This is a genomic window from Herbaspirillum sp. Sphag64 (assembly GCF_014192645.1).
Classification (GTDB): Bacteria; Pseudomonadota; Gammaproteobacteria; order Burkholderiales; family Burkholderiaceae_D; genus Herbaspirillum.
The window spans coordinates 83,881-108,658 of the sequence record NZ_JACHYE010000012.1 but is presented as its reverse complement, the minus strand read 5'-3'; the positions used below and the strand labels follow the sequence as shown (position 1 = coordinate 108,658).

30 protein-coding genes are annotated in these 24,778 nt (G+C 54.4%); 9 read left to right on the top strand and 21 right to left on the bottom strand.

Translation table 11 applies throughout. The features are described 5' to 3' along the window. Window position 1: 1 nt before the first annotated feature. The 10 genes from FHW66_RS17040 to FHW66_RS16995 all read right to left on the bottom strand — a co-directional run bounded on the left by FHW66_RS17040 (window position 2) and on the right by FHW66_RS16995 (window position 5,757). Window positions 2-595, bottom strand: a complete 594-nt coding sequence (locus tag FHW66_RS17040; RefSeq protein ID WP_183381017.1) for a GspH/FimT family pseudopilin — start codon at window positions 593-595, stop codon at window positions 2-4. After that, on the bottom strand, window positions 582-1,070 hold the full coding sequence (locus FHW66_RS17035) for a type IV pilin protein (RefSeq protein WP_183381016.1): 489 nt from the start codon (window positions 1,068-1,070) through the stop codon (window positions 582-584). Before FHW66_RS17035 ends, FHW66_RS17040 begins: the two co-directional genes overlap by 14 nt. Before the next feature lie 11 nt (window positions 1,071-1,081). Further along, a complete protein-coding gene (locus FHW66_RS17030; RefSeq protein WP_183381015.1) occupies window positions 1,082-1,684 on the bottom strand; it encodes a PilX N-terminal domain-containing pilus assembly protein in 603 nt (200 codons plus the stop codon). Next, window positions 1,681-2,574 (bottom strand): PilW family protein, encoded by an 894-nt coding sequence (locus tag FHW66_RS17025; protein WP_183381014.1) that lies wholly within the window; start codon window positions 2,572-2,574, stop codon window positions 1,681-1,683. Before FHW66_RS17025 ends, FHW66_RS17030 begins: the two co-directional genes overlap by 4 nt. Continuing rightward, on the bottom strand, window positions 2,574-3,125 hold the full coding sequence (gene pilV, locus FHW66_RS17020) for a type IV pilus modification protein PilV (protein ID WP_183381013.1): 552 nt from the start codon (window positions 3,123-3,125) through the stop codon (window positions 2,574-2,576). Before pilV ends, FHW66_RS17025 begins: the two co-directional genes overlap by 1 nt. Before the next feature lie 238 nt (window positions 3,126-3,363). Beyond that, complete coding sequence (locus tag FHW66_RS17015; protein ID WP_183381012.1) at window positions 3,364-4,050, bottom strand: helix-turn-helix domain-containing protein; 687 nt, start codon at window positions 4,048-4,050, stop codon at window positions 3,364-3,366. Between the two features lie 102 nt (window positions 4,051-4,152). Next, window positions 4,153-4,779: a DUF924 family protein gene (locus tag FHW66_RS17010; protein ID WP_370543495.1), complete on the bottom strand. Its 627-nt coding sequence runs from the start codon at window positions 4,777-4,779 to the stop codon at window positions 4,153-4,155. Beyond that, a complete protein-coding gene (locus FHW66_RS17005; RefSeq protein WP_183381011.1) occupies window positions 4,776-5,000 on the bottom strand; it encodes an RNA-binding S4 domain-containing protein in 225 nt (74 codons plus the stop codon). The genes FHW66_RS17010 and FHW66_RS17005 overlap by 4 nt, the downstream gene beginning before the upstream one ends. A gap of 44 nt (window positions 5,001-5,044) precedes the next feature. Further along, window positions 5,045-5,314 carry a hypothetical protein gene (locus FHW66_RS17000; RefSeq protein ID WP_183381010.1) on the bottom strand — a complete coding sequence of 90 codons (270 nt, stop codon included), beginning with the start codon at window positions 5,312-5,314 and terminating at the stop codon, window positions 5,045-5,047. 53 nt (window positions 5,315-5,367) lie between these two features. Beyond that, a complete protein-coding gene (locus tag FHW66_RS16995) occupies window positions 5,368-5,757 on the bottom strand; it encodes an MAPEG family protein (RefSeq protein WP_183381009.1) in 390 nt (129 codons plus the stop codon). A gap of 222 nt (window positions 5,758-5,979) precedes the next feature. On the opposite strand from FHW66_RS16995, the gene FHW66_RS16990 reads away from it, so the two are divergent. Continuing rightward, the gene (locus FHW66_RS16990; protein WP_183381008.1) at window positions 5,980-6,279 is read left to right on the top strand and encodes a hypothetical protein; all 300 of its coding nucleotides are present in this window, start codon (window positions 5,980-5,982) and stop codon (window positions 6,277-6,279) included. Window positions 6,280-6,383: 104 nt separating this feature from the next. Here FHW66_RS16990 and FHW66_RS16985 read toward each other — a convergent pair whose 3' ends face one another. Together FHW66_RS16985 and FHW66_RS16980 are read right to left on the bottom strand one after the other, a co-directional pair. Beyond that, the gene (locus FHW66_RS16985; protein WP_183381007.1) at window positions 6,384-7,181 is read right to left on the bottom strand and encodes a transporter substrate-binding domain-containing protein; all 798 of its coding nucleotides are present in this window, start codon (window positions 7,179-7,181) and stop codon (window positions 6,384-6,386) included. A gap of 128 nt (window positions 7,182-7,309) precedes the next feature. Then, window positions 7,310-8,830: a PLP-dependent aminotransferase family protein gene (locus FHW66_RS16980; RefSeq protein WP_183381006.1), complete on the bottom strand. Its 1,521-nt coding sequence runs from the start codon at window positions 8,828-8,830 to the stop codon at window positions 7,310-7,312. 123 nt (window positions 8,831-8,953) lie between these two features. On the opposite strand from FHW66_RS16980, the gene FHW66_RS16975 reads away from it, so the two are divergent. Beyond that, window positions 8,954-9,415 (top strand): GNAT family N-acetyltransferase, encoded by a 462-nt coding sequence (locus FHW66_RS16975; RefSeq protein ID WP_183381005.1) that lies wholly within the window; start codon window positions 8,954-8,956, stop codon window positions 9,413-9,415. Between the two features lie 25 nt (window positions 9,416-9,440). Here FHW66_RS16975 and sbcB read toward each other — a convergent pair whose 3' ends face one another. The 4 genes from sbcB to FHW66_RS16955 form a co-directional block, all read right to left on the bottom strand. Then, window positions 9,441-10,874 (bottom strand): exodeoxyribonuclease I, encoded by a 1,434-nt coding sequence (gene sbcB, locus FHW66_RS16970; RefSeq protein WP_183381004.1) that lies wholly within the window; start codon window positions 10,872-10,874, stop codon window positions 9,441-9,443. Between the two features lie 88 nt (window positions 10,875-10,962). Beyond that, on the bottom strand, window positions 10,963-11,541 hold the full coding sequence (locus FHW66_RS16965; RefSeq protein WP_370543494.1) for a hypothetical protein: 579 nt from the start codon (window positions 11,539-11,541) through the stop codon (window positions 10,963-10,965). A gap of 187 nt (window positions 11,542-11,728) precedes the next feature. Next, complete coding sequence (locus tag FHW66_RS16960) at window positions 11,729-12,283, bottom strand: DUF3828 domain-containing protein (RefSeq protein ID WP_183381003.1); 555 nt, start codon at window positions 12,281-12,283, stop codon at window positions 11,729-11,731. A gap of 135 nt (window positions 12,284-12,418) precedes the next feature. Next, window positions 12,419-12,721: an antibiotic biosynthesis monooxygenase gene (locus FHW66_RS16955; RefSeq protein ID WP_183381002.1), complete on the bottom strand. Its 303-nt coding sequence runs from the start codon at window positions 12,719-12,721 to the stop codon at window positions 12,419-12,421. Between the two features lie 284 nt (window positions 12,722-13,005). On the opposite strand from FHW66_RS16955, the gene FHW66_RS16950 reads away from it, so the two are divergent. Beyond that, a complete protein-coding gene (locus FHW66_RS16950; protein ID WP_183381001.1) occupies window positions 13,006-14,304 on the top strand; it encodes a solute carrier family 23 protein in 1,299 nt (432 codons plus the stop codon). Window positions 14,305-14,595: 291 nt separating this feature from the next. Then, on the top strand, window positions 14,596-14,781 hold the full coding sequence (locus FHW66_RS16945; RefSeq protein WP_255459033.1) for a hypothetical protein: 186 nt from the start codon (window positions 14,596-14,598) through the stop codon (window positions 14,779-14,781). Between the two features lie 100 nt (window positions 14,782-14,881). Here the strand turns inward: FHW66_RS16945 and FHW66_RS16940 are convergent, their stop codons facing one another. The 3 genes from FHW66_RS16940 to FHW66_RS16930 form a co-directional block, all read right to left on the bottom strand. Then, window positions 14,882-15,391 carry a DUF1993 family protein gene (locus FHW66_RS16940; RefSeq protein ID WP_183380999.1) on the bottom strand — a complete coding sequence of 170 codons (510 nt, stop codon included), beginning with the start codon at window positions 15,389-15,391 and terminating at the stop codon, window positions 14,882-14,884. A 48-nt stretch (window positions 15,392-15,439) separates the two neighbouring features. Continuing rightward, window positions 15,440-15,739 (bottom strand): hypothetical protein, encoded by a 300-nt coding sequence (locus FHW66_RS16935; protein WP_183380998.1) that lies wholly within the window; start codon window positions 15,737-15,739, stop codon window positions 15,440-15,442. Between the two features lie 71 nt (window positions 15,740-15,810). Beyond that, entirely contained in the window at window positions 15,811-17,565 is a 1,755-nt protein-coding gene (locus tag FHW66_RS16930; protein ID WP_183381038.1) for a glutamine--tRNA ligase/YqeY domain fusion protein, read from the bottom strand. 189 nt (window positions 17,566-17,754) lie between these two features. Here FHW66_RS16930 and FHW66_RS21025 point away from each other — a divergent pair, with 189 nt between their 5' ends. After that, window positions 17,755-17,886, top strand: a complete 132-nt coding sequence (locus FHW66_RS21025; protein WP_255459032.1) for a hypothetical protein — start codon at window positions 17,755-17,757, stop codon at window positions 17,884-17,886. A gap of 80 nt (window positions 17,887-17,966) precedes the next feature. Then, a complete protein-coding gene (locus tag FHW66_RS16925; protein WP_183380997.1) occupies window positions 17,967-18,446 on the top strand; it encodes a hypothetical protein in 480 nt (159 codons plus the stop codon). A 99-nt stretch (window positions 18,447-18,545) separates the two neighbouring features. On the opposite strand, the gene FHW66_RS16920 is transcribed toward FHW66_RS16925, so the two are convergent. Next, on the bottom strand, window positions 18,546-19,367 hold the full coding sequence (locus FHW66_RS16920; protein WP_370543493.1) for a LytR/AlgR family response regulator transcription factor: 822 nt from the start codon (window positions 19,365-19,367) through the stop codon (window positions 18,546-18,548). 28 nt (window positions 19,368-19,395) lie between these two features. Further along, the gene (locus FHW66_RS16915; RefSeq protein WP_183380996.1) at window positions 19,396-20,469 is read right to left on the bottom strand and encodes a sensor histidine kinase; all 1,074 of its coding nucleotides are present in this window, start codon (window positions 20,467-20,469) and stop codon (window positions 19,396-19,398) included. A 292-nt stretch (window positions 20,470-20,761) separates the two neighbouring features. Between FHW66_RS16915 and ugpQ the strand changes: the two genes are divergently transcribed. The 3 genes from ugpQ to alaS all read left to right on the top strand — a co-directional run bounded on the left by ugpQ (window position 20,762) and on the right by alaS (window position 24,769). Beyond that, the gene (ugpQ, locus tag FHW66_RS16910) at window positions 20,762-21,523 is read left to right on the top strand and encodes a glycerophosphodiester phosphodiesterase (protein ID WP_183380995.1); all 762 of its coding nucleotides are present in this window, start codon (window positions 20,762-20,764) and stop codon (window positions 21,521-21,523) included. A 201-nt stretch (window positions 21,524-21,724) separates the two neighbouring features. After that, window positions 21,725-21,940, top strand: a complete 216-nt coding sequence (locus FHW66_RS16905; RefSeq protein ID WP_183380994.1) for a hypothetical protein — start codon at window positions 21,725-21,727, stop codon at window positions 21,938-21,940. A gap of 204 nt (window positions 21,941-22,144) precedes the next feature. Beyond that, the gene (gene alaS, locus FHW66_RS16900; RefSeq protein ID WP_183380993.1) at window positions 22,145-24,769 is read left to right on the top strand and encodes an alanine--tRNA ligase; all 2,625 of its coding nucleotides are present in this window, start codon (window positions 22,145-22,147) and stop codon (window positions 24,767-24,769) included. The last annotated feature ends 9 nt before the right edge of the window (window positions 24,770-24,778 follow it).

The following is a 24,778-nucleotide window of genomic DNA, read 5'->3' as shown; positions in this document are numbered from 1 at the left end:
GCTATTCTGTATAGGAGGTATCGTCAGTCTCAGTCACTTCGGCAAATTGGCAACTGTTGTCAGTGGCCGGATTGCACATCCGTGCACGGCCCGCCAGCGTGAGTCTGATCAGCCTGGCCTGGCCGTTCAGGGAAAATTGCCACGAGCCCCACTGCCTGGTCAAGGTGCTGACGTTGGTGCGGGTTCTGCCGCTTGCATTGTAAGCGATGTAGGCGCCGCTCCGGTCGCTCAGGCGAGCGACCAGTTTCAGCGGCAGCTTCAGTGGTGCATGGCTGTGGATCAGTTCGTCATCGCTACCAACGGTATACTTGTCAGCGCCTGACTGACGCACAAAGACCTGCCAGCCGCTTTGCCAGTCGTTGCCATCGCGCGCGGCCAGATCGACGCGGGTGCCGCGTCGCATCGCTTCACTACGTGCCAGATTGAGGGCGAACAGAAAGTCGCCAGCAGCATTGTTGACTTGCTGTGTTTGCAAATAGTGACGAAAGCTTGGCACCCCAGCGGCCAGTAATAGCGCGACGATACTCAGCACGATGAGCAACTCCACCAGCGTCAGACCAGCCGCACCGTTGATATCTGGCTTAATGGCAGACATCAGGTGCCTCACTTAGTGGCTGCCCGGCGGCACGTCGTTCGCCACGGCTATTGAGGCTCAGTACGCCACAGACTTCATCGGTATAGTGCTCATCCACCAGGGAACCACCCGGTCGGGCCGACAAAGTGACACATTGCACCAGGGCCTGATTCGCGCAGGGCGCAGCGCTGATCTGATAGGCGCTGGAGCGCGCATTTTCACCGGAAAACCAGATAAAGTTATGTCCGGTTGCCGTGCTCGGTCCATCGTAGGCGGCATAGCGATTGGTTTGTGTGTAATAGCGTTCCTGTTGCTGCATGGCACGCAGCAGAGCGGTATGCGCCTCGGTGCGTTTGCTCTTGCGCACGGCGCTGCGGTAGGACGGATAGGCGCTCAACGCCAAAATGCCGATGATGCCCAATACGATCATCAACTCGATCAGGGTAAAGCCTCTGCTGTGGCTGGTAGGGCTGGATAAACGATGCTGCTGGAACATGAGGCTAACTCCTATAGGTCGAGATCGGCGATTTCACGCCAACTGAGGCGTCTGTCTGGTCGTAAGCTGTTGTCAGGTGTCGACTGGATTGACTCGATGGTTTGCAGAATCACCCGTTGTTGCCGTTGTGGGCCAAAGCCGATGGCGGTGATACGGTAACGCTGGCGAGGAGCTTGCTCTGGCGATGTATTGATTTCGCCGATCTGCAACAACTCAATCAGATAGCGTGGTGGCTCAGCCACAAGTAACTGTGCGCCGTGGGGAAAGTCGCGACCGGTAAAGCTGCCATAGGCAACAGACAAGCGTGATAAAGCAGCAGTCTTCCACAAGGCAGTGCCATCACTGAAACAGAGACCTGCCGTCTGCTGCGCGCCACATTCTCCTGCCAGCGCGGGGAACGCCTGGCGTGTACCACGACCGGTGTGCAGATCGTGCAGCGCATCTGTCAATGCGGCTTCTGCAGCCTGAAAGGCGAGCAGGCGATCACGCGCATTGCGGCTGGCCTTCTCCTGCATGAGCGTCATATTGGCTGTGGTGGCGCCAAGCAGCATGCAGATAGTCAACAGCATCAGTGTCGTCAACAAGGCACTGCCGCTTTGGTGCAACTGCTTCATGTCGGTAGATTCCGCAATTGAACTGTGCTGCGGAAGATCTTGCGCAGCTTGCGGTGCTGGTCTTTTGCCGTAATCGTAACGATGCCGTCATCATTGTTGTGATAGGTCGAACCAAATAGCGGATAGGTTTCGTTGCTGCCATCGGTAGTGAAATGTTCACCGCGCAGCAGAAGTGCGAATTGCACGGCCACTACCTTCGGCCATTGCTGCGCCGTCAACGCGTATGCCGGGAGAAATTGCGTCAGTTGGCCATCGGTCGAGGCACTAACTTCGTATAGGACGTGGAATGCTTCGACGTTGCGCACGATTGCCGTTGAGTTCCATCCACCAGCCTGAGTTGTATATTTACAGCGTAGTTCTGGCGTGCCAGTGCTATCTGCAGCAATAAAAAAAATACTCCAGCCTTGCTGTGCTGCCAGATTGTTTGGTTTCCCTGGCTGACGCGCGATTGCCTTCACGGCAAACCCAGCGCAGTTGAACAAAGGACTCGCACTGTTACCAAGAAAGCGCACCGCCAGAACATCGCTGGCATGGTTGGCTTGGTTGTTTACGGCCTGTGTGATGCCGGGGCTGGTCACTGGGAGTCGGCTGTTATCCAGTCCGATCACGGCTGGCAACAGCTGCTGTAATTCCTGGACATCCCAGTTTGCTTCATCGTGTGGCACATAGCCGGCCTGACGTAGCGCCTGACTGATGACCTCGGTGGCGTAATGTCCACTATCCTGTATCAGGGCTTGATCGTAGACCGACAAATAGCTGAGTTTGACGGTGCTCAGCAAAGCGGTTGCGGCGAGGGTAACACCTATGCCCAGTGCCATGGCGATCAGTAGTTCGATCAGCGTCAGTCCTTGCTGCTGATGGCGTGGTGTTGGGTTGTCGCGGTCTTGCATCAATTACCCAACACAAAGATCAGACCGGGTACTTCGCTGGAATGAGACCGTGTAGCCCAGCCGATCTTGATGACCAGTGCGCTGCCAGGTTGCTGATCGCAATCCCAACGCGGTGGCGCATCAGTACTCGTGCTTGCCTGGTCGCGGCAGACAGTGGCACGCGCTCGGGGTAAGCGTTGCTGAAGCGTGGTTTGCCAGTCGCTGAGAGTAAAGCTGGCCAGCATCGAAGGGTAGCATGTGGTGTGGTAGCAATCTGTCGCCGTATTTGTATCCGTAGCGCCATCAGCGGTGGTGTCAAATGCGAACAGATAGTCTTCAACAGTATGTTCGTGCATGCGTTCAGCCAGCTCTGTTGCCAGTTGGCTGGCACTCAGGAGAAATCCGCTTTCCTGTGTCATGCGCATCGCATGCATCTGCATCGTGACTATCCCGCTGGCACCGATTGCCAGAATGAGAATGGCTACCAGCACTTCCATCAGAGTGAATCCATCGGCCGGTGACAGATGCTGTGCCTGATGTTGCGCTAATGGGCCTGTTTTGGTGACTTGCATGGTGGTTGATCCGATTGATCCGATTCTGAGGAGGAACAGACAGCAACGTCCAGGCTGGGAGTTCGCCTGTGAGCATTGGAGTGTAGTGGCCCGCCGCAGCGGCTACCATCGGATAGATACGGAAAATCTATGGCACAACCAGAACGGTGTGATCAGGCTTGCGGTGTTGAAGAGTGAGGATCACGACCTGGTGAACACCAGGTCAGATGGAAATGCACTAGCAGAATCATCTTCTGATTCAGACCGAACGGACTTCCGGATGCTGGGTCACGACGTAAGCGATGGTGTCGAATTGTCCAGGGTTGTAAAAAGTGTGAGGCTGGTCAGCATCGAAGAAAATGGCGTCGCCAGTACTGAGGAGCTGACGATGTGAATTCATGCTGATTTCCAGCACACCGTGACTGACGACCAGATTTTTTTGCGTCCCTGGAAGCTGTGCCGCGATACTCTCAGTGGCTTGCGTTGCCAGCGTCAGCGCCTGAAACTCAAAGCGGCGCTCGCCGGCTGGCTGCAGGGCGCGACTACTGAATTGTCCATTGCCACTGACCAGTCGTGGCGATGCATGCAGCGGCAATACGGCATATCCTTGCGGCGCAAAGTCACGCAGAAACGCTGATACCGAGACCTGTAACGCCGCAGCAATCCGCTGCAGTACGCGAATTGTCGGCACACTGCGACCCGATTCGATCTGTGCCAGCATGGCGCGGCTGACGCCGGATTTGCGCGCCAGACCATCCAGCGACAAATGGTGCAAAGCGCGCAGACGCGCCAGATTGTGTGCGACGACATCTTCAATGTCAGACTTGCCTTCAGCTGTGCCAACCGAACGCGATACGACGGCATGCAAATGCGCTGCCGGGACATGCTCACCAGCCGGTTCCACTTCCTGGAAGTCAGTGCGAGCAAGCTGGGTGGCGGTGTGCATGGAAGTCTCCTGAAGGTGGCGCGATGCCAATGACGAAAGTTGGCAGCGTAACATTCAGTACATTAGATCAAAACGAATACTTCATTACATCCTTATGCGGATTCAGAATGATGAATTGGGTTCTTGTAGAAAGGCCGTCTCTTCGGCGCTGGAGGCACGCCCGAGAATCGCATTGCGATGCGGGAAGCGGCCAAAGCGGGAGATGATGGCGTGATGCTGGCGGGCAGCCTCGGCGAACCGGTCAAAAGCCGGCTTGGCGGCAGGGTGCTGCTTGCAACCATCGCGCGCCAGTTGGCGTATCAGCTGCAAGACCTGTTCCTGATCATCAAGATCTTCCGAATGCTCCAGCGGAAGGTAGAAGAACAGGCGTTGCAGCAGTGGCAACTGCTGATCGACACCCATTGCCAGGCCAAGATGACTGCACTGTCGCGCCAGCTCATCGGCGGCAAAGGCCTGTGGGGTGTTGCGAAAGCAATTGCGGGGGAATTGATCGAGCAACAGAATCAACGCTAGCAAGCCATCTGGGGTCTCGCTCCAGTGGTCGAGCTGATTGCCGTACGCCGCTGCCATGGTGGTTTCAAAGCGCGCATGCAGCGCCTGATCGACTTCGGGGTTCTTGCCCCACCACAGGCCGGACTGGCGTTCAGCAACGACTTCCACTGCATCTTCCGGGCCAAACCAGAATGTCAGAACATCGCCGATGCTGGCAATGGGCGCGCTGCTCATCATAGCGTTGTCGCGATCACACGGATGCGAACATCGCCCAGCGTGACGATTTGTCCCGCGGTGATTTTGCAGGTCTTGCGCAACTCGGTCTTGCCATTCACCTTGACCTGGCCGTCGGCCACAATCATTTTTCCGGCGCCGCCGCTGTCGCATATGCCGACCAGTTTGAGCAATTGATTGAGCTCGACGTAGGGGCCTTGCAGTTCAAATTCCAGATGTTGCATGCTTGCTTTCAGTTTTTAGTTCAAGGGACAATCGGTATTCAGGTTCACATCAGGGTGCGTTCGGCTTTGTGTAGCCACAATGCCAGGTTGTTGAGCAGGTCTTCCTGACTGAAGGAACAACTTTCTTCGGTAAACAATCGGCCTGCTTCCAGTCTGGCCAGTAAATCTTCGGCGACTTCGGTGTAGCGCGGCGGCAGGCGGTTCAGCAAGTCTTGTTGCGCGCGCCAGAGGATGCAAAAGCGCGCAATATCGATGTTCTGGTCGCGCAGATCATTGAGGGTGTCGTGCAAGGTCTGAATGCTGGGATGAGACATGGTGTTTGTTGGTAATGATAAATACGAAGAATCAGTCGGCACGAAGCGACGCCTCAGCCGTGACCATACAATGCCGCCGAGACGAACAGAGCAATGACACAACCATAGCCGATGATCCAGGCCAGCGAACGCAAACTGGACAAGTCGCGCAGATACAACATGGTATAGATCAGCCGCACAATGATGAATGTCAATGCCAGCGTATCAATGCGTGTCTGGGCTACACCGGTTTGTTGCGCAACCAGCACTGCTGCAGCGAAGAATGGGAACGCTTCAAAATGGTTGCGATGCGCGTAATCAGCACGTCGCCGCAAGCCAGTCAGACGCTCCATCCAGGCGCGCGGTTCATGATTGTCAAAGTCACGCTTGCCCCATTTCGCCACGGCAACCGTGATGATTGGCAAGAGACCAGCCACCAGAATGCACCAGTAAGCGATTGCCATGTTTTTCCTTTAAGAATGGTTGCGAATAGGGTTTCAGTCCGCGGCAGGCTGGTGCTTGCGAACGTAGCTCCTGCGGCACCCGCATTGTAATAGAGGTGATGCTATCGAGTCTGGATCAGATTGGCACCGTTGATTGTCTCGCCAGCATGGCTTTTTCAATGATCGTGAACGTTTTATAATTGACTTCTCTTTTTACCGTAGCGCAGTGCGCGCATTCCTGTCATGTCCACATCCCCTAATCTGCAAGCTGCGCTGAAACAAAATCAGGCGCCAGCGTTTCACTGGCTTAATCCGTTCAAGCCCACCACGTTTCGTGTGATTGTTGGCTTGGGGCTTGGTGCACTGGTCTTGCTCCTCATTAACACCTTTTCTTCCGAGGCGTTGACAGTAGCGGCCTATGTCTGCGCGCTGGTCACCGCTGCGCTCTCCTATGTACTGGCCGAGGTATTACTGGTAGCGCTGGTCGCGTTGGGGCCTTTTATCGGCTTCGTATTTGGTGTGATTGCTTATTTTACCCACTGATTACGCGCGGATTTTCTTCTCGTCCGGCAATAAAAAGCCCATGACATCACGGTCATGGGCTTTCTTTTTGGGTGTGGAACAGAAGCTGACAGGGTCAGTTTGGTTCACTCATAGGCGGTAGCCAGCTTTTCCGGTAAAGGCACGTGTAGCCACTTCTGCACGATGCGGTTGAGTTCTCCCGATTTCTTTGCCTGAGTCAGGATTTGATTGAGGCGAGCGGCCAGGGCGGTCTCACCCTTGTTGACGCCCACGACACAGCGTGATTCCTGAATCACATATTTGAACACGGGTTTGCGGCTCGGATTTTGTTCGCCCAGCGTAATGGCCACAAAGTCGCCGGTACCAATCAACTTGACCTGTCCGGAAGAATACGCCGAGATCAAGGTGTTGTTATCTTCATAACGCTTGATGACGGTGCTCGGTGGTACGGTCTTGGTCAGCAGAATGTCTTCAAAGGTGCCGCGGGCTACCCCCACGGTTTGTCCTGCCAGGTCCTCCGGTGCACTGACCTTGATATCGGCTGCACCGAAAACGCTATTGTTGTACGGTGCATAGGGTTGAGAAAAATCCATTACCTTTTCACGTTCGGCATTGCGTCCCAGTGTGGAGATCACCAGATCAACCCGGTTTGATTGCAAGTAGGGAATGCGATTGGCGCTGGCGACTGGAACCATTACCAGCTTCAGTCCCAGACTGGCGGCAACCAGCTTTGCCACATCAATATCAAGTCCTTGCAATTGCATGTCGGCATTGACCGAGCCATATGGTGGAAAGTCCTGCGGCACGGCGACGCGCACGGTACCGCTCTTGGTGATATCGGCCAGCGTGTCGGCCTGGGCAGGCATGGAGATCACGGCGGACAAAGCGAGGCTGCAAGTCGCCAGGAAATACGTCAATTTCATTACGGTTCCCCCATATTGCGTTGAAAGAGCAGGATCTTGATTTCACCCTCCTGCGATGCACTGTGAGCATAAGCAAGCGTCATGCCGAGTCATGCTGTGGCCCAGCCTATGCTGGAAGCGTGCCTAAATCAAGTGCATTGAGTGCTACAAATCTGCTCAGCATGCGATGTTTCTTGCAGAATGCGCAGGATCATCTGCGCCAGACGTTCTGCCGTGGCTTGCGAGTCGATATTGGTAAAGCCCAGTAGTAGCGCGGGAGCGGCTGATGTGCCAATAGTGCGCTCCGACAAGGCATTGGCGGCAAGGCCATGGACCCGCATGCACGCTGCAATCGCACGGTCGCTCAGGCCCTTGCGTAAGCGCAGGATCAGATGCATGCCACCCGGTTGTGGCGCGATCTCAAGATAGTTGCCCAGCACCTTGGACAAGCCATTTGCCGTATGCGTGCGACGCTCGCCATAGAGTTTGCGCATGCGTTGCAGGTGTCGCGCAAAGTGGCCTTGTGTCATGAACTGGTGAACGATCTTTTGCGTGAGCAATGGCGCTCCGCTATGTACCTTGCGGGCTGCTGTCTGGAAGGTGGGGACCTGCGATGGTGGTACGACCAGATAGGCCAGGCGCATCCCGGGAAACAGGACTTTACTGAAGGTGCCAGCGTAGAGCACACGTTGTGCGTCATCGAGACTTTTTAGCGCCGGCAGCGGTCGGCTCTGGTAGCGATACTCACCATCGTAATCATCCTCGATGATCCAGGCTTGCTGGCGGATTGCCCATTCCAGTAAATCCAGCCGACGTTGCAGGGACAGTGCCACACACATCGGGCTTTGATGAGCCGGCGTCACAATTGCTGCGCGTGCCGTCGGCGCCAGGGCGATCCCCTGTGCGACCCGGAGACCCTCGTCATCGACTGCAACGGCGACGGCGCGCATGCCGGCATGCGTGAGAACGTGCGCGGTAGCGGGATAACCAGGATCTTCGGTCCAGACCTGATCTTGCGTCTTTAGCAGTGCTGTGCAAAAAAGATGTAGCGTTTCACGGTAGCCAGCTGTGATGAATACCTGTTCAGGTTGACACGTCACACCGCGCGATACCTGCAGATAGGTCGCTATTTCCTGACGCAGTGAGTGTAATCCCTCTACTGGCGGATAGAGCATGTCTTCCTGACCAGTCGCACGTATTACCTGTGCGGCCAGACGGGCCCAGATTTTGCGCGGAAAACTATCCAGCGCTGGCAAGCCCATCTGAAACGGAAGCGTACTACCATTGCTGGCCATTCCCGGCTTGTGTGCTGCATGCTCAGCGAGCATTGACACAGCAGGCACAGTAGACACCGTAGGTGTCTCGCCTCGGGAGCGTGCAGGTAGTTGTAGATTGAGTGAGACGATTGTCCCCGCCGGACCTCGCGTCTGGACATAGCCTTCCGCTTGCAGCAGGCCATAGGCGGCTTCTACCGTGCCACGTGCAATTCCCATTTCCTGCGCCAGCGCGCGCGCCGCAGGAATGCGATCGCCGGGTTTGAGCACTTGTTGCGTAATCGCCAGGCGCAGCCGTGTGTAAATCTGGCGGTATAGTGGTTCGACTGGCGTGTCCGGTGAGTTTGTCTGTGCCGACAATAGCAACGACGGAAGACAGTGAGTAGAGGTGGGCATGGAATGAGGTGATGGACCAGTAGGGATGTTCAATCTTGGCTCTATTTATTATGCCATCGAGCATTTACTCTGCCACGTGCTTCGCGACATTTTCTTGCAATTTTCGCTACAGAAAGACTGATCATGACATCCTCTCAAGTCCCGCCTGCATTGCAGCCTGTCGTCACGCCCCAGCAACTCGAGGCCTGCTATCCCTTGATGCGGGTGTTGCGTCCCCACCTTCAGAGTCAGGACGAGTTCGTCACAAGAATCCAACGCCAACAAGAGGAGGGTTACCATTTACTAACCATTTGCCGGGATCAGGAAGTGCTTGCGCTGGCAGGTTACCGTTTTCAGGAAAACCTGGTGTACGGTAAATTTCTCTACGTTGATGATCTGGTGACGACACCTCAGCAACGTAGCAGCGGCTATGGCGCGCAATTGCTGGCGGCGCTGAACACGGCGGCGCAGCAGGCCGGATGCGCGCGACTGGTGCTGGATACGGGGTTGTCCAATGCGCTGGCACAGCGGTTTTATTTTCGGGAGGGTTTGCTGAGTACGTCGATGCGCTTTGGAAAAGCGATTGAGCCCGGGGTATCTGACTGATACCTCAGGAGCTGGCAGGACAGGTTCAATAACGGCTTGGAGCAATCATCTCGGCATAATCATAGAGTGCGCCAAGGATTTCTTCTCCGCGCTCATCGACCTGGTCAGATAGCGCATCGATTTCTTCAAACATTGCATCAATGGTACGTACGCCGCCTTCTCCTTCGAGCAGGCGCGCCATCCGATGTTCTTCCCAGCGTTGGGTTTCTTCGGCTGACAAGGTCTCCGGGAAATTGCGTGCTCTATAGCGAAACAGCAGTTCCTCCAGGCGCAGGTCATCAAAGCTGATGCTTGCCTGCGCCAGTTCTTGCGGTGTGAGTGCACGTAACTGGGTTAGCTGACGTCGGTCATTGCTACCGATGAATCCACCGTATAAGTCCTCATCAACATCGGGCGTTGCTTCCTTGGGTCGCTGGAATACCTTGCTCCACACATGGCTCAACTCCGGCAGGGTGGCAGCGATGCTGGCATGCTGCGCAGCGATGTCCAAATCCAGCCCGAGCTCCGCGGCACGCGCCGGAGTCAGAGTTTTCAGGCTGGCGATTACCATTGGCGACTTGTTCAGATGAATGGACTTGACCGGCAAGCGCGTGACGCCCTCAGGCAAGGCATCGCTCTTGCTGAACAGGCGCGTGCGGATGGTGTCTGCATCCAGACCTGGCAATTCGCTGGGATCGTAGCGCAGGTCCCAGGCCAGGATTTCGTTTTTGTTGGTCGGATGTACGCCGAGCGGCCACATCACCGCCAGACAGCCCTGTGTGGCGGGGAACATGCCAGACACATGCAGGAAGGGTTTGGCGACAGGCCAGCCGATCTCGCTGGCGACTCTATCCTTCTTGTGTAATGCCAGACAAAAATCAAACAGTCTTGGCTGGCGTTCGCGAATGAGTCTGGCGAAGGCGATCGTTGCCCGTACATCGGAGAGCGCATCATGTGCTGCCTCATGTAGCAAACCGTTGGCCTTGGTCAGATGTTCCAGTTTAAAGCTCGGATTGCCATCTTCCTTCGTCGGCCAATGAATCCCCTCAGGGCGCAAGGCGTAAGTCGTGCGAACGACGTCGAGCAAGTCCCAGCGGCCGCAATTGTTTTGCCATTCGCGCGCATAGGGATCGATCAGATTGCGCCAGAACATGAAGCGGGTAATTTCATCGTCGAAGCGGATGGTGTTGTAACCCACGCCAATGGTCCCCGGCTCGGCCAGCGCCTGTTCGATGGCCGCAGCGAATTGATATTCAGGGATGCCACGTTCCAGACAGACTTGCGGTGTGATGCCGGTGATCAGGCAAGACTGCGGATCCGGCACAAAGTCAGGCGCCGGTTTGCAGTAGATCATGATCGGATCGCCGATTTCATTGAGTTCAGCGTCAGTGCGGATCGCCGCAAACTGGGCAGGCCGATCACGGCGTGCCTGAGCGCCAAAGGTTTCGTAGTCGTGCCAGAGGAAGGTATGTGTGGACATCGCGGAAGTTAAATGGAAGTTTCCGCGATTTTACCCGAGCACTTCCTGTACTGCGGCGTTTGTCAGGAGTGTTGTCAGGCGCGTATTGTTATTGCGCGGTTGGCTTGGTCGGTAGCGTTCTTTTGTAAGCGCTATCAGCCAGGATATTCTGGAGGAATTTTTGCAGATCGCCGCTATGCTGACCGCTACTGGCGGTGCCGCTATAGACAATATTGTCGATGACCCAGCCCCGCGCATCGCGCGTCAGCACGATTCGGTCAATTGATTTGCTGAGAGTGGTTTGTCCAGCATCGCCATAGAGCAGCTCGGTCGAGCAGTTGGCATTATTTTCATCAAACTGGCACATCAGCAGTCGGTAGCTGGTCGCGCCTTTAGGATTGGTCGTAAAAAGATCGCCATCGACCAGTGCGGGAGCGTCTGGGTCTCCTTGCGACTGGCGTGCTTCTTCTGCGACAGAGACATCCTTGAGCAGTTCGAACAGCTGAACCGACATGAAGTTGCGAAACGTGATCAACTGCTTGAGTGTCAAGGCGCCATTAGGACGTGCAGACTGATGTAGCTGATAGAAATTGTTGACCAGATCACGCGCTTCCTGCTCGCTGTTGTCACTGCAGCCAGCGAGCAAGATCAGTACTGCCAGAATTGCTTTTTTGCCAAATCGCACCACGGTCTTGATCTCCCAGATGTTTTTCTTGTCGCCTCGATAACTTTTTTTGTTTGCCGTCCTGCGTTGCCAGACAGCACAGGCGGTGCATTGATGCTTATGCTACCGTAAGCCGGGCAGAGTCTTGAGCTGAGTTTGCTGGGAGAACGCCTGTATTTCTTCGATTTGCAAAGCAGGTTTGGGGTGTCTGCTATTGATAATCGTTGATGACGCTGTTGAGCGTATCAGTCAGATACTCATGTTGTGCAGACTGGTCGTTACCGACAAATTCGATATCATCAATACGCCATTGTTGATTTTCCTTGATCAGCAGCAGTTTATCGGTCCATCGCTCGTCGCTGCCATTTTTTTCATCCGCAGTGGGAGTATGGCGCAGACGCACCAGGCAAGTCGCACGATTTTCCTCGCTTTCACAGCTATCCAGAGAAAACGACGTTGCCCCTTCAAACAGAGAGCTGAACAAGTCACCATCGACCAGCGGTGGAACCGGTGTTTCGGCAGCTGCGTGATAGCGCGCTTCGACATCGGATGCTTTACTCAGTAGCGCAAACAGGGTTTGTGAGAGATACGGTTGTATCTGTTTTAACTCGTCAGGACCCGGAATCCCGTTACTGTGATTCTTGATGTGCTGTTGGTAAAAGCCATTGATGACTTGTTCTTGCTGGCGATTGCCGTTAGGCGTTTCCCCGCAGCCAGTCGCAAACATGGCCGCCGACAGCGCCGCGAGGCAGGTTAGGATTCTCATGCAATATTCATTAAAATCTGGATCAGACAGGATGTGCCATCGAAGCTCGTAATTTGGCTGCGTCGGACACGATTCCTGGTACCACATCGCCAGCAAATTGATCAGGCCAGTTGCACCGGCCCGTCGATCACAGACTCAGTTTGATTCGGTCAGCAGGTTGAAATGTTCTACGTGTGGGGCACTCGCAAAATGCGGCCCGACGATACCACGCCATTCTGCAAAAGCAGGCGATTCACGGAAATCTACCATATGGTTTTCCAGCGTCTCCCAGTAGATCATTAACACGTAGCGTTCAGGTGTCTCGATACCTTTTTGAACCTTGTGACCAATATAACCTTTGGATTTGCTGATCACTTCGGCGATACCGCGCTGGATCGCTGCATCGAATTCTGCCTGTTTGCCCGGGTTGATGCGGATGTCGGCGAGTTCCAGAATCATTTTGATTTTCCTAGGTTGGGTAAGCGAGGCGTAGATTATTACATTTTCCAAATGAGATTGCTCATGCGTGTCTGCTCAAATTGGTGAGTCCGCGCTCGCTGAAAGGGGAAAACGCACCTTCATGGCGCAATCATCGATACCAGCGAATTTTTACGTATGAACAGTGCGTAAAGCAGGGGTATTTCATTGTCATTTTTTCTCTGCCTTACTAAACTAGCCTCCGGTTATCCAACAACAAGACGCGTCAGTGCGACTGGCGACAACAACTGATCGGAAGGAAGTTCATGGCAGGTTCCTATTTTCCCCAATGGCGTTTGCGCACCAGCCTTGCTGATGGCCAGGCACAGGTAATTTCCACGGACGAGCGCCTGCCCGTGCCGCAGACGGTTGCGATGGGTGTGCAACACGTGGTTGCCATGTTTGGCTCTACCGTACTGGCACCGTTGCTGATGGGTTTTGATCCTAATCTGGCGATCCTGATGTCAGGTGTTGGCACCTTATTATTCTTCCTGCTGGTCGGTGGCCGCGTGCCGAGTTATCTCGGTTCAAGCTTTGCGTTCATTGGTCTGGTCATTGCCGTTACCGGCTATGCCGGGCATGGAGCCAATGGCAATCTGGGCGTCGCTCTGGGGGGCATTATTGCCTGTGGCGCGGTCTATACCCTCATTGGTGTACTTGTCAGCGTCATCGGTACACGCTGGATTGAAACCCTGATGCCGCCGGTCGTTACTGGTGCGGTGGTGGCAGTGATTGGGTTGAACCTTGCGCCGATCGCCGTCAAGGGCGTTACCGGCAATACCTTTGATGCCTGGATGTCGCTGGGTACCGTCCTGTGCGTCGGACTGGTCGCGGTTTTCACGCGAGGCATGATGCAGCGCCTGCTGATTCTCATCGGCTTGCTGCTGGCCTATGCGATCTATGCCATTCTCACCAATGGTGCTGGCTTGGGTAAACCGATTGATTTCTCAGGTGTTGTCAACGCTGCCTGGTTCGGTATTCCGAATTTTTCCGCACCGGTGTTCAAGCTGGATGCGATGGCTTTGCTGGCCCCGATCGCCGTCATTCTGGTGGCGGAGAATCTGGGGCATATCAAGGCGGTCAGCGCCATGACGGGGCAGAACCTGGACAAATATATCGGCCGTGCCTTTATCGGTGACGGATTGGCAACTATCCTCTCAGGCAGCGTCGGTGGCACAGGTGTCACGACGTACGCTGAGAATATTGGCGTCATGGCCGTGACCCGTATCTATTCCACGCTGGTGTTTGTCGTTGCTGCCATCATTGCTATTGCACTGGGGTTCTCGCCCAAGTTCGGCGCTGTGATTCTGACGATTCCTGGCGCCGTGCTGGGCGGTGTTTCGATTGTAGTGTTTGGCCTGATTACGATCTCTGGCGCGCGCATCTGGGTCGAGAACAAGGTCAATTTCTCTGACAATACCAATTTGATTGTCGCCGCGGTAACCCTGGTTCTTGGGGCTGGAGACTTCACTCTGAAACTCGGTGGTTTTGCCTTGGGTGGTATTGGGACCGCAACATTTGGCGCGATCATTTTGTACGCATTGTTGCGCAAGAGACAAGCCTAAGTATTCGGGGGGAATGGGCGCAGGAGGTTCCGCCTGCTCCCGGAATTTTGCGTCGTGCTTTTATTTGAGGAAATCGCAGTAAACTTGCCGAATTGCTATTGAGCAATTTTTATTAGCTTACTATAATCCGAAGCTGTGCTGAACGTTGTCTTTCGGCGCCGTTCTATCGCCAGTTTTAAAACCCGGTTGGCCGGGGTCATCTGATCGCATAGTGTCATTCAAATAACTGGAACAACCCGTATGAATATTTCATTGAAATACTGTGCTGTTCTTATTTGTCTGGCAGTGCCTATGCTGACAGCATGTGACAGTTTCAGTGGCAAGAAAGACTATGCCTATTTCCGTCAGCATGTTGACGAGGCCAAGTCTGTGTCCGACGAGTGCCAGCTTAATGGCACTTCCGGCATGGATCAAAAGAAGATCGCGGAGTGCGATGCTGCACGGCAGGCTTACTCGAACCGCAATTTTACTTATTGATAGTCAGTCCCCTGAATTGAACAACGCCCCACTCGATATGATTGGGGCGTTTTTTTTGGCGAGATCAGACGCAAGGCGTCAGAGCCGTCAACTCTACGATTCAATGCTGTCCGATGTAATCGCCTTTGCCGATTTCAACACCGTTATGGCGAAGGATATCGTAGGCGGTCGTGACATGGAAAAAGAAATGTTGCAGGCCGTAATGCAACAGATAGTCTTCTCCAGTGAAACGTTTTTCCTTGGGAGTGCCTGGGCGCAAAACGATTTCACGTTCGCCAGCGCCATTGAATTGTTCCGGCTTGAGGCCATCAATGAATGCCAGGGTGCGATCCAGTCGTGCCTGCAGATCCGAGAAACTGTTTTCGTTGTCGTCATAAGGCGGAACTTCAATCCCTGCCAGTCGAGCAGGCACGCCCTTGGCGAAGTCCGCTGCGATTTGTACCTGACGGATCAGGTGGAACATGTCTGGAAACAATCTTGCCTTGAGAAGGGCATCGGCTTCCAGATGTTTTGCCGTCGCATGCTGTTCGGCTTTGGCGAGGATGGCTTTCAGGCTATGTAATGCTTGCTTGAAGACCGGAACAGAGGCGGTGTAAAAAGAGATGGTCATGGCATTCCTTCCAGATAACAGATAAGGGCGTCTTGTCAGGACGTCGGTTTATTTCTCGTATTCGATTTCCAGCGAACTGAATTTGGAATACAGCCAGAGCCCACAGGCGAACAGCGTGCCGAGGAACCCTGTAAATATCAATGCCAGCATGATGCCGACAAATGGTGAGGCAATCAGGCCCATCAGGCCAGTCAGGTGCTGACCATTCCAGACGATGGTCTGCGCACCGAAAAATGCAAACAGTCCCATCAATACCGAAATCGGTACCATGGAGCAGCCCGAGGCGATTGCCAGAATCTTGTAGACGGTAGCAAACGAAAAACGCCTGATTTCAATTGTTTCAAACATCTTGGTTCCAGATTTCCGAGAATGACCAGTTTGACCGGGACCGATGCTGAGTCGGCCGCCGATTTTGCCTATTATTTTGCTACCCAGCTATCCTTCAGGGTGACAGCGCGGTTGAATACTGGCTTGCCTGGCGTTGAATCCAGACGGTCGGCAACGAAATAACCATGCCGCTCGAATTGATAGATTGCGCCAGCTTCGGCAGTCTTCAGTGTTGGTTCCAGATAGGCATGAATGATTTCCTTGGAGTTGGCATTGAGGGCCAGCTTGAAGTCTTTGCCACCGGCATCGGGATGCGGGTCGCTGAAGAGGCGATCATACAGACGCACCTCGGCGGCCAGTGCATGCTCGGCGCTGACCCAGTGCAAATTGCCTTTGACCTTGTAATTAGCGCTGCCTTCGGTACCGCTCTTGCTATCCGGGAAGTAGTTGCAATGCACGGCAATGATATTGCCGTTTTCATCCTTGTCGCAGCCGGTACATTCAACCACATAGCCATAACGCAGGCGGACCTTGTTACCAGGGAACAGACGGAAATAACCTTTCACGGGGACTTCCATGAAGTCTTCCTGTTCGATCCACAGTGTCTTGGTGATCGGGAACTTGCGATGTTCGCTATCGTGCTGTGGATGTGCTGGTGGATAGACCGGTGCGCTGCACTCAACACTTTCGCCTTCCGGGAAGTTGTCGATAATCAGTTTTAATGGGCGCAGAACAGCGACGGCACGCGGTGCTTTCGGGTCAAGGTCGTCACGCAGGGCACCTTCGAGAATGCTGTAGTCAATCCAGCTATTGTTCTTCGATGCGCCGGTACGATCGCACATCAGGCGGATCGCTTCGGGCGTATAGCCACGACGACGCAGGCCGACAATGGTTGGCATGCGCGGATCATCCCAGCCAGACACAATATTCTCGTCTACCAATTGCTTGAGTTTGCGCTTGCTGGTGATGATGTAGGTGAGATTGAGCCGGGCAAATTCGTATTGATGTGGCAGTGGCTTCTTGAACAATCCCTCGGTGGCGAGGCGCTCCAGAACCCAGTCGTAAAACGGCCGCTGATCCTCGAATTCCAGGGTGCAGATTGAATGGCTGATGTTTTCCAGTGCATCCTCAATCGGGTGTGCGTAGCTGTACATTGGATAGACACACCACTTGTCACCGGTGTTGTGATGCGTGGCATGACGGATACGATAAATCGCCGGATCGCGCAGATTGATGTTGGGACTTGCCATGTCAATCTTGGCGCGCAGGATCAGGCTGCCATCGGGATGCTTGCCATCACGCATTTCTTCGAATAGGCGCAGAGACTCCTCTGCCGGGCGGTTGCGCCACGGTGAGTCAGTACCAGGTTCGGTCAGCGTGCCGCGAGTAGCGCGCATTTCATCAGCGCTTTGCTGATCGACATAAGCATGACCGGAGCGGATCAGTGCTTGCGCACCGGCGTACATCACATCGAAATAATTGCTGGCGTAATAGAGATGCTCATTGCCATTGTGCTGCCAGTCAAAGCCTAGCCATTTGACCGAGTCAATGATGGTATCGACGTATTCCTGATCTTCCTTCTCCGGATTGGTATCGTCAAAACGCAGGTGGCAACGACCGTTGTAGTCGCGTGCCAGACCAAAGTTGATGCAGATCGATTTGGCATGACCAATATGCAGATAGCCGTTAGGCTCAGGCGGAAAACGCGTCACCACTTGCGGTAAGGGCTGGCCCTGGCTGTCGCTGCGGCTGCTGTAGGTTCCAGCAGTCAGATCAGCTTCAATAATGCCGCGCAAGAAATTGGAGGAGGGGGCTGGGATGTGACCGTTTTTCAGTTCGTTGCTCATGGATGACGAATAGATGCTTTTATATATAGACATGCATTTTACCGCAGCAAGCGTCATTGCAAGGCATACCGGGCTGGTCTGTGAGCAGTTGCTACGAAATATTTGATTACACCTGAAACGGCTGGGAATTACCTCGCCCATCGTTTTGACGGCAATCTGTGCTCCATCGTCAAGTCCAAGGAGTACAACATGAAGAAACTGATCAAACTGGCCATCGCTGGTGTTCTGGTCGCAACCACCCTGTCGGCCTGCGTGGTTGTGCCAGCAGGTCCGGGGCCGGGCTACTACCGACCTTACTACGGGGGGTATTACGCCAGGTAAAAAATTTCTTTATGGCAATTGCTTTGGGTGAATAAATCAATAAAATACGCAGTCTCAATCCTTATGGAGGTTTTAAAAAAATGAACAACATCAAACCACGTATCAAACAATTGGCACTGCTGGGCTTGCTGCTGCCGGCTTTCTCAGCAATGACCGCGATGAGTGCTCACGCCGACGAGCCTGGTCGTCATCCGTTCTATGCACATGCAGAGGCGGATTTGCATCAGGCACACTGGCTCATTGAGCATCGCCCGGGCGATAACTGGGAGATGGGGCGCGATGAGCAGCGTGCACTCGAAGAAATTGATCGCGCCTCGCAGATCGTGATGCAACTCGGGCTGGATGTTGGCAAGGATATGTATCACCCAGAGCATAGCGATGCCCATCCGGACCACCGCGGTCGTTTGCACGATGCGCTCGACAGCCTGGGCAAGGCGCATGATGATCTGGCCCATGAAGAAGATGATCCACGGGTACGCGGCATGCAGCGTGACGCCGTGCATCACGTCGACATCGCGATCTCTGCTTTGCATCACGCCATTGAAAGTGCTGGCTACTAACTGTTCCTGGACTTGATGATGTGCCCGCCCCTTAACAGGGCGGGCATTTTTTTGTCTGTATTACTATGCGCGGTCAATGTGCTGACGGTGCGATGTGATTTACATCGGTTTGAGTAAATGCGAAAAAAGCCGACTTACGGTCAGTTTTTCCGTGCGTCCATGTAGATTTACCAAGAGTTTGCCAGTCTCGTCGCGTTGTGCCGATAGGATGGCGCCGGCGCGCACGATGGTGCTGCGATGAATTTGCCAGAATTGATCTGGATCCAGCCGAGCCATTAACTCCTTAAGGCTGCTACGAATGAGAACTTCGTCGTCGGCCGTGACGACATTGATGTATTTGTCAGTTGCCGAAAAATACACGACCTGCTCAATGGGAATGAGCTTGATACGCTTGCCCTGTGTCGCCCGAATCATTTTCAGCGGGGGCTGCGCAATTAGTGCTGCCGGCATGATGACTTCGTTCAACTGACGCAGCTGTACCAACGCTTGCTGCGTGCTTTGATCTGCTTGTTTGGCGATGTCACGGCGATCAATGCGTTCCTGCAAGCGGGTCATCGTTTTGCGCAAGCGCTCCTCATTCACCGGCTTGAGCAGGTAGTCTGTCGCAGCCTGCTCAAACGCGGCGATGGCGTAGTGATCGTAGGCAGTGACAAAAACCAGTAGGGGAAACGGCCTCTCTTCAGGCCAGATGTCGGCCAGTGCGGTGGCCGCATCGAGTCCGCTCTGACCAGGCATTCTGATATCCAGAAACATCACATCGGGCAGCGCTTCGAGTGCCATGGCAACCGTTTCCAGACCATTGGCGGCAATGCCCGTCAGTTCCATCTGTGGCCACAGTTTCTGCAGACTGGTGGCCAAAGCGTTGGCTAGTAGTATTTCATCTTCGGCGATCAGGACGCGAATTGGTTTGTGCGGCAACATGGCGGGGCGGCGCGCGTCTGACTTATGGTCAGTGCATGCGTAACGCTGTCATTGGGATGGTGATCTGCGCGATGGCTCCCTCAGGAATGTTATGCGTGAGGGTCAGTTCCGCCAGATCGCCATATAGGGCGTCCAGACGATTGCGGATATTCGCCAGCCCGAGATGACTGGAATATGGCTTGTTGTAAGCCGCATTGCTTTCCAGACCAAGGCCGGAGTCGATCACACTGAGGATCAGTGTCTCGTGCTGCTGTGAGACGCGTACGGTGCAGTCACCGCCTTCAACTTTTGGTTCGAGTCCGTGGCGGATGGCATTTTCGACCAGCGGCTGCAGCAGCATCGGCGCAATGGGTATGCCCTCGAGTTCCTCTGGTAACTCAAGCGCATAGGTCAGGCGCAATCCCATGCGCAGCGACATCAGACCGAGATAGGCCTTGATCAGTTCGAATTCCTGGCCCAGCGTGGTTTGCTCACTACGTGACGCCGACAGTGTGGCGCGCAGGTACAGGATCAACTGGTCCAGCATATGCTGGGCGCGCAATGGTTCGTGCGAGATCAGGGTTTGCAGGGTTGCCAGGGTGTTGAACAGCATGTGTGGTTCGATCTGCGCCTGCAGCATTTGTAGCTGCGCCAGTACTGCCTGCTTTTCGATGGCAGCATTACGGGCTTTCAGTGATGCCATTTTGCCGCGGTTCCAGAAATACAGGGTGCCGCTGACGCTGGCCAGAAGCGTCAGCACAATGAAGCCGGTAATGTTTTGGCTATGCGTCAGCGAAAGCAAGCTGGTGGGTTGCCCGCGCAGGCTGGAGGCAATGAAGCTGCCAATAAAAAATGATAGCGGTGCAATCACCGCCAGTAATGCCAGCAAGCCGCCCTCATGCGGCTCGTTCGCGCCCCACAGTACTAGCCGCCCACCATCAATGAGCAACATGGCCGTGACACCGATACAGGTTGAAAACAGCAGGTTTTCTCCAAAACTGCCACCGACATGCATCAGATAAGTCACTGCCAGTGCGCATAGCAATGAAATGATGAGCGTGGAGATTAGCCCACGTGGCAGATCCTGTAAAAAGAGTTCTAAACGTGAGGCAGTGGGAGTCATGACTTCTTGTTTCTTCATTCTTATCGGGTCACATGCGCCCGGTTGTGCCGGGACGGTCGCTCGTACGCGGTGAAGCCCGGAAATAGTACCTTGATTCTCGCCAACAAGTCACTGCTTTCTCTGCAAACGCGCACCATCGTTGGCGGATGGTGGGGCGATGTAATGCAATAGAAAAATTTCCGTATGGAAATGGTGAGTTTGCATTGTGATTTGATCGGGCGCCGTTGGGGCTGTTCTACGAAGCGGGCAAGGCTTAGAATGCTGCCACCAAAAATTCTAGAAGGATTGCATCATGTGGCCTTATCCAATCGTTGCCGCACATCGTGCCGGTGGCACTCTGGCACCTGAGAATACGCTGGCGGCGTTCCGTTGCGGGATGGATTATGGTTTTCGGGCGGTCGAATTTGACGTCATGCTGACCGCGGATGAGCAGACCATCCTGATGCACGACGCTCAATTCGGACGCACGTTGCCGGGTGTTGGCAAGGTAGCGGAGCACACGCTGGCACAACTGCAAAAGCTCGATGCCGGTGGTTGGCATAGCCCGGCATTCAAAGGTGAAACAGTCTGTACGTTGGCGCAGGCGTTGCTGTTCTGCAAGGATCATGGAATCTGGATGAACATTGAAATCAAGCCGTCATCCGACGCTGCAGCCGCCCGCACAGGTGACTTGACTGGGGTCGAGGTAGCCGCATTTTTTGCCGATGCTCTGGCCGCATATGTTCCGGGACAGAATGACCGTAGTCTGCCGCTCTTTTCATCATTCTCCTTCGATGCGCTGATGGCGGCAAAAAAGGCCGCACCAGGAATTCCTCGCGGGTTCCTGATGGATCAGGTCACGCCTGACTGGCGTGAGCGCCTGCAGCAACTTGAGGCGGTTGCGCTACATACGAATCATCAGTATCTGACCCCGGCGCTGGTACAAGCTATCAAGCAGGATGGGTACGGTCTGTTCTGCTACACCGTCAATGATCCTGTGCGCGCCATAGAAATCCTTGATTGGGGTGTAGATGGATTTTGTACCGATAGAATTGATTTGATTGGGCCGCAATAGAAAATTGTTCGTTGAAGTACTAAAAACCCCGATAATTCCTGATGCAGGACGGGCCTGATCCCGTTTAAAATGTGTCAACGCGAGCAAAAAGCGTCGCGTTAAATAGGCATAGCGCGTGTGTCAGATCAGCCTGTCGACAGGACAGGACGGAACTGTAAAAATGTCAGCGTATTTGTAATGAACTAACTTGAGAGGAAAACGATGAAACTGAATAAACTGTTGGCAGCTGTGCTTGTCGCCGCTTTCGCGATGCCGGTTCTGGCTCAGAACGCGCCTGCGTCTGCTCCGGCTGCTGATGCTGCACCGGCTGCTACACCCCACGCCAAGCACAAAAAGCACCACAAGCACAAAAAGCATAAGAAGCACCACAAGCATCACGGCAAGAAGAGCGTCGACAAGACCTACCAAGGCGCTTGATGCATTGTCGGTAATGTCGCCTTGCTGCATTGCAGCAGGTGCAACAGACCAAAACCCGTTGGGAGCAATCCGAACGGGTTTTTTTATGCTTGCGCCTGCTCAGCCGCTTGAAGCCCGGCGCAGAGCGTGATTGTGAAGCGGCTTCTCACGTATAATCAACGGTTCGCAACCTTTTTTGCACCGCTTTCTTTATAGTCCTTGAACATGAACTCAGCCGAAATCCGCGATAAGTTTCTGAAATTCTTCGAATCCAAGGGACACACCGTCGTCCGTTCCTCCAGTCTGGTACCGGGCAACGATCCCACTTTGTTGTTCACCAATTCAGGCATGGTGCAGTTCAAGGACGTGTTTCTTGGTACTGACAAGCGCAACTACGTGCGTGCAACGTCTGTACAGCGCTGTCTGCGCGCTGGCGGCAAGCACAACGACCTGGAAAACGTTGGTTATACCGCGCGTCACCATACCTTTTTTGAAATGCTCGGGAATTGGTCGTTTGGAGACTATTTCAAGCGTGATTCGCTCAAATGGGCATGGGAACTGCTGACCAAGGTGTATGGATTGCCTGCCGACAAACTGTGGGCTACCGTCTATGAAACCGACGATGAAGCCTATGACATCTGGGTCAACGAAATCGGTTTGCCTAAAGAACGGGTCGTTCGTATTGGCGATAACAAGGGTGCACCGTACGCCTCTGACAATTTCTGGCAAATGGCCGACACCGGCCCTTGCGGTCCCTGCTCTGAAATTTTCTATGACCACGGTCCGGATGTCTGGGGTGGTCCTCCAGGAAGCCCGGAAGCTGACGGTGATCGCTATATCGAGATCTGGAACAACGTGTTCATGCAGTTCGACCGGCAAATTGACCCGGCCACAGGCGAGGCAACACTAACCCCGCTGCCGGCACCGTGCGTCGACACCGGGATGGGACTGGAGCGTCTGGCCGCGATTCTGCAACATGTTCATAGCAATTACGAAATTGACCTGTTCCAGCGTCTGATCAAGGCCTCCGCTCGAGAAACCAACATCAGTGATCTGACCAATAATTCGCTCAAGGTCATCGCGGACCACATTCGTGCGACCTCGTTCCTGATCGTCGACGGCGTGATCCCTGGCAATGAAGGTCGTGGTTATGTCTTGCGTCGTATTATTCGTCGCGCATTGCGTCATGGCCACAAGTTGGGACAAACGCAGCCATTCTTCTACAAGCTGGTTAAAGATCTGGTCGCTGAAATGGGTGCTGCCTATCCAGAGTTGCCTGAAGCTGCAGCGCGTGTTGAGCAGGTGCTCAAGCAAGAAGAAGAGCGCTTCGGCGAAACGCTGGAGCACGGCATGAAGATTCTTGAGGCCGCCTTGGCCAAGAACGCCAGTAAGCTGGACGGCGAAACCGCCTTTACTCTGTATGACACCTACGGCTTCCCGCTCGACCTGACTGCAGACATCTGCCGTGAGCGCAATGTCGAACTGGATGAGGCAGGTTTCGCTACTGCCATGGAACGCCAAAAAACAACGGCGCGTGCGGCAGGTAAATTCAAGATGGCAACGGCCATTGAGTACAGCGGCGACAAGACACGTTTCGTTGGTTACGACGCACTCACTGAGCAAGCTAAAGTCGTTGCGCTGTATGTTGAAGGCAGTGCCGTCAACAAGATCAATGCCGGACAGGATGCCATCGTGGTTCTCGATACCACACCTTTTTACGCGGAGTCTGGTGGTCAGGCTGGTGATGCCGGTTTGCTGGAGTCGGCAGGCGTGACTTTTGCGGTCGCTGATACACACAAGATTCAACCGGATGTGTTCGGTCATCATGGCACCCTGGTCAAGGGCTCTTTGGCTGTGGGCGATAGCATCTCGGCGCAGGTCAACTCTGAGCAGCGCGCACGTACCATGCGCAATCACTCTGCTACGCACTTGATGCACAAGGCGTTGCGCGAAGTATTGGGTAGTCATGTTGCACAAAAGGGCTCGTTGGTCGATGCCGACAAGACCCGTTTCGACTTTAGCCACAACGCACCGGTAAGTGCTGAAGAAATTCGTCGCGTGGAAGAGATCGTCAATCGTGAAATTCTTGCCAATGCTGCAACTGAAGCCAAGGTCATGGGCTTTGATGATGCCGTCAGTGCAGGTGCGATGGCATTGTTTGGCGAAAAATACGGGGATGAAGTCCGTGTTCTGTCGATTGGTTCGTCACGTGAGCTGTGCGGTGGTACGCACGTATCCCGTACGGGGGATATCGGTCTGTTCAAGATTGTCGCCGAAGGTGGCGTGGCTGCTGGTATTCGCCGGGTTGAGGCAGTGACCGGTGAAGGCGCTCTGGCGCTGGTGCAGGCGCTGAGCAACCGTGTCAACGAAGCGGCCGCAGCGCTCAAGGCACAACCCGAAGAATTGACCCAGCGTATTGTGCAGGTGCAGGATTATGTGAAGGCGCTGGAAAAAGAATTGTCTTCGCTGAAGTCGAAGCTGGCGTCCAGCCAAGGCGATGAGCTGGTATCTCAGGCCGTGGATGTGAACGGTATCAAGGTGCTGGCTGCGACCCTGGAAGGTGCTGACGTTGCTACCTTGCGTGAGACTATGGACAAACTCAAGGATAAGCTGAAAACTGCCGCCATCGTGCTGGCCTCGGTCAAGGATGGCAAGGTTAGCCTGATTGCCGGTGTAACAGCGGATGCAACCGCTAAGGTCAAGGCTGGTGAGCTGGTCAATTTTGTGGCCCAGCAGGTTGGTGGCAAGGGTGGTGGTCGTGCTGATATGGCGCAAGCCGGCGGTACCGATCCAAGCGGCTTGCCGCAAGCGTTGCAAGGCGTTGTTGGCTGGGTCGGCAGCAAGGCTTGAGGCATTCGA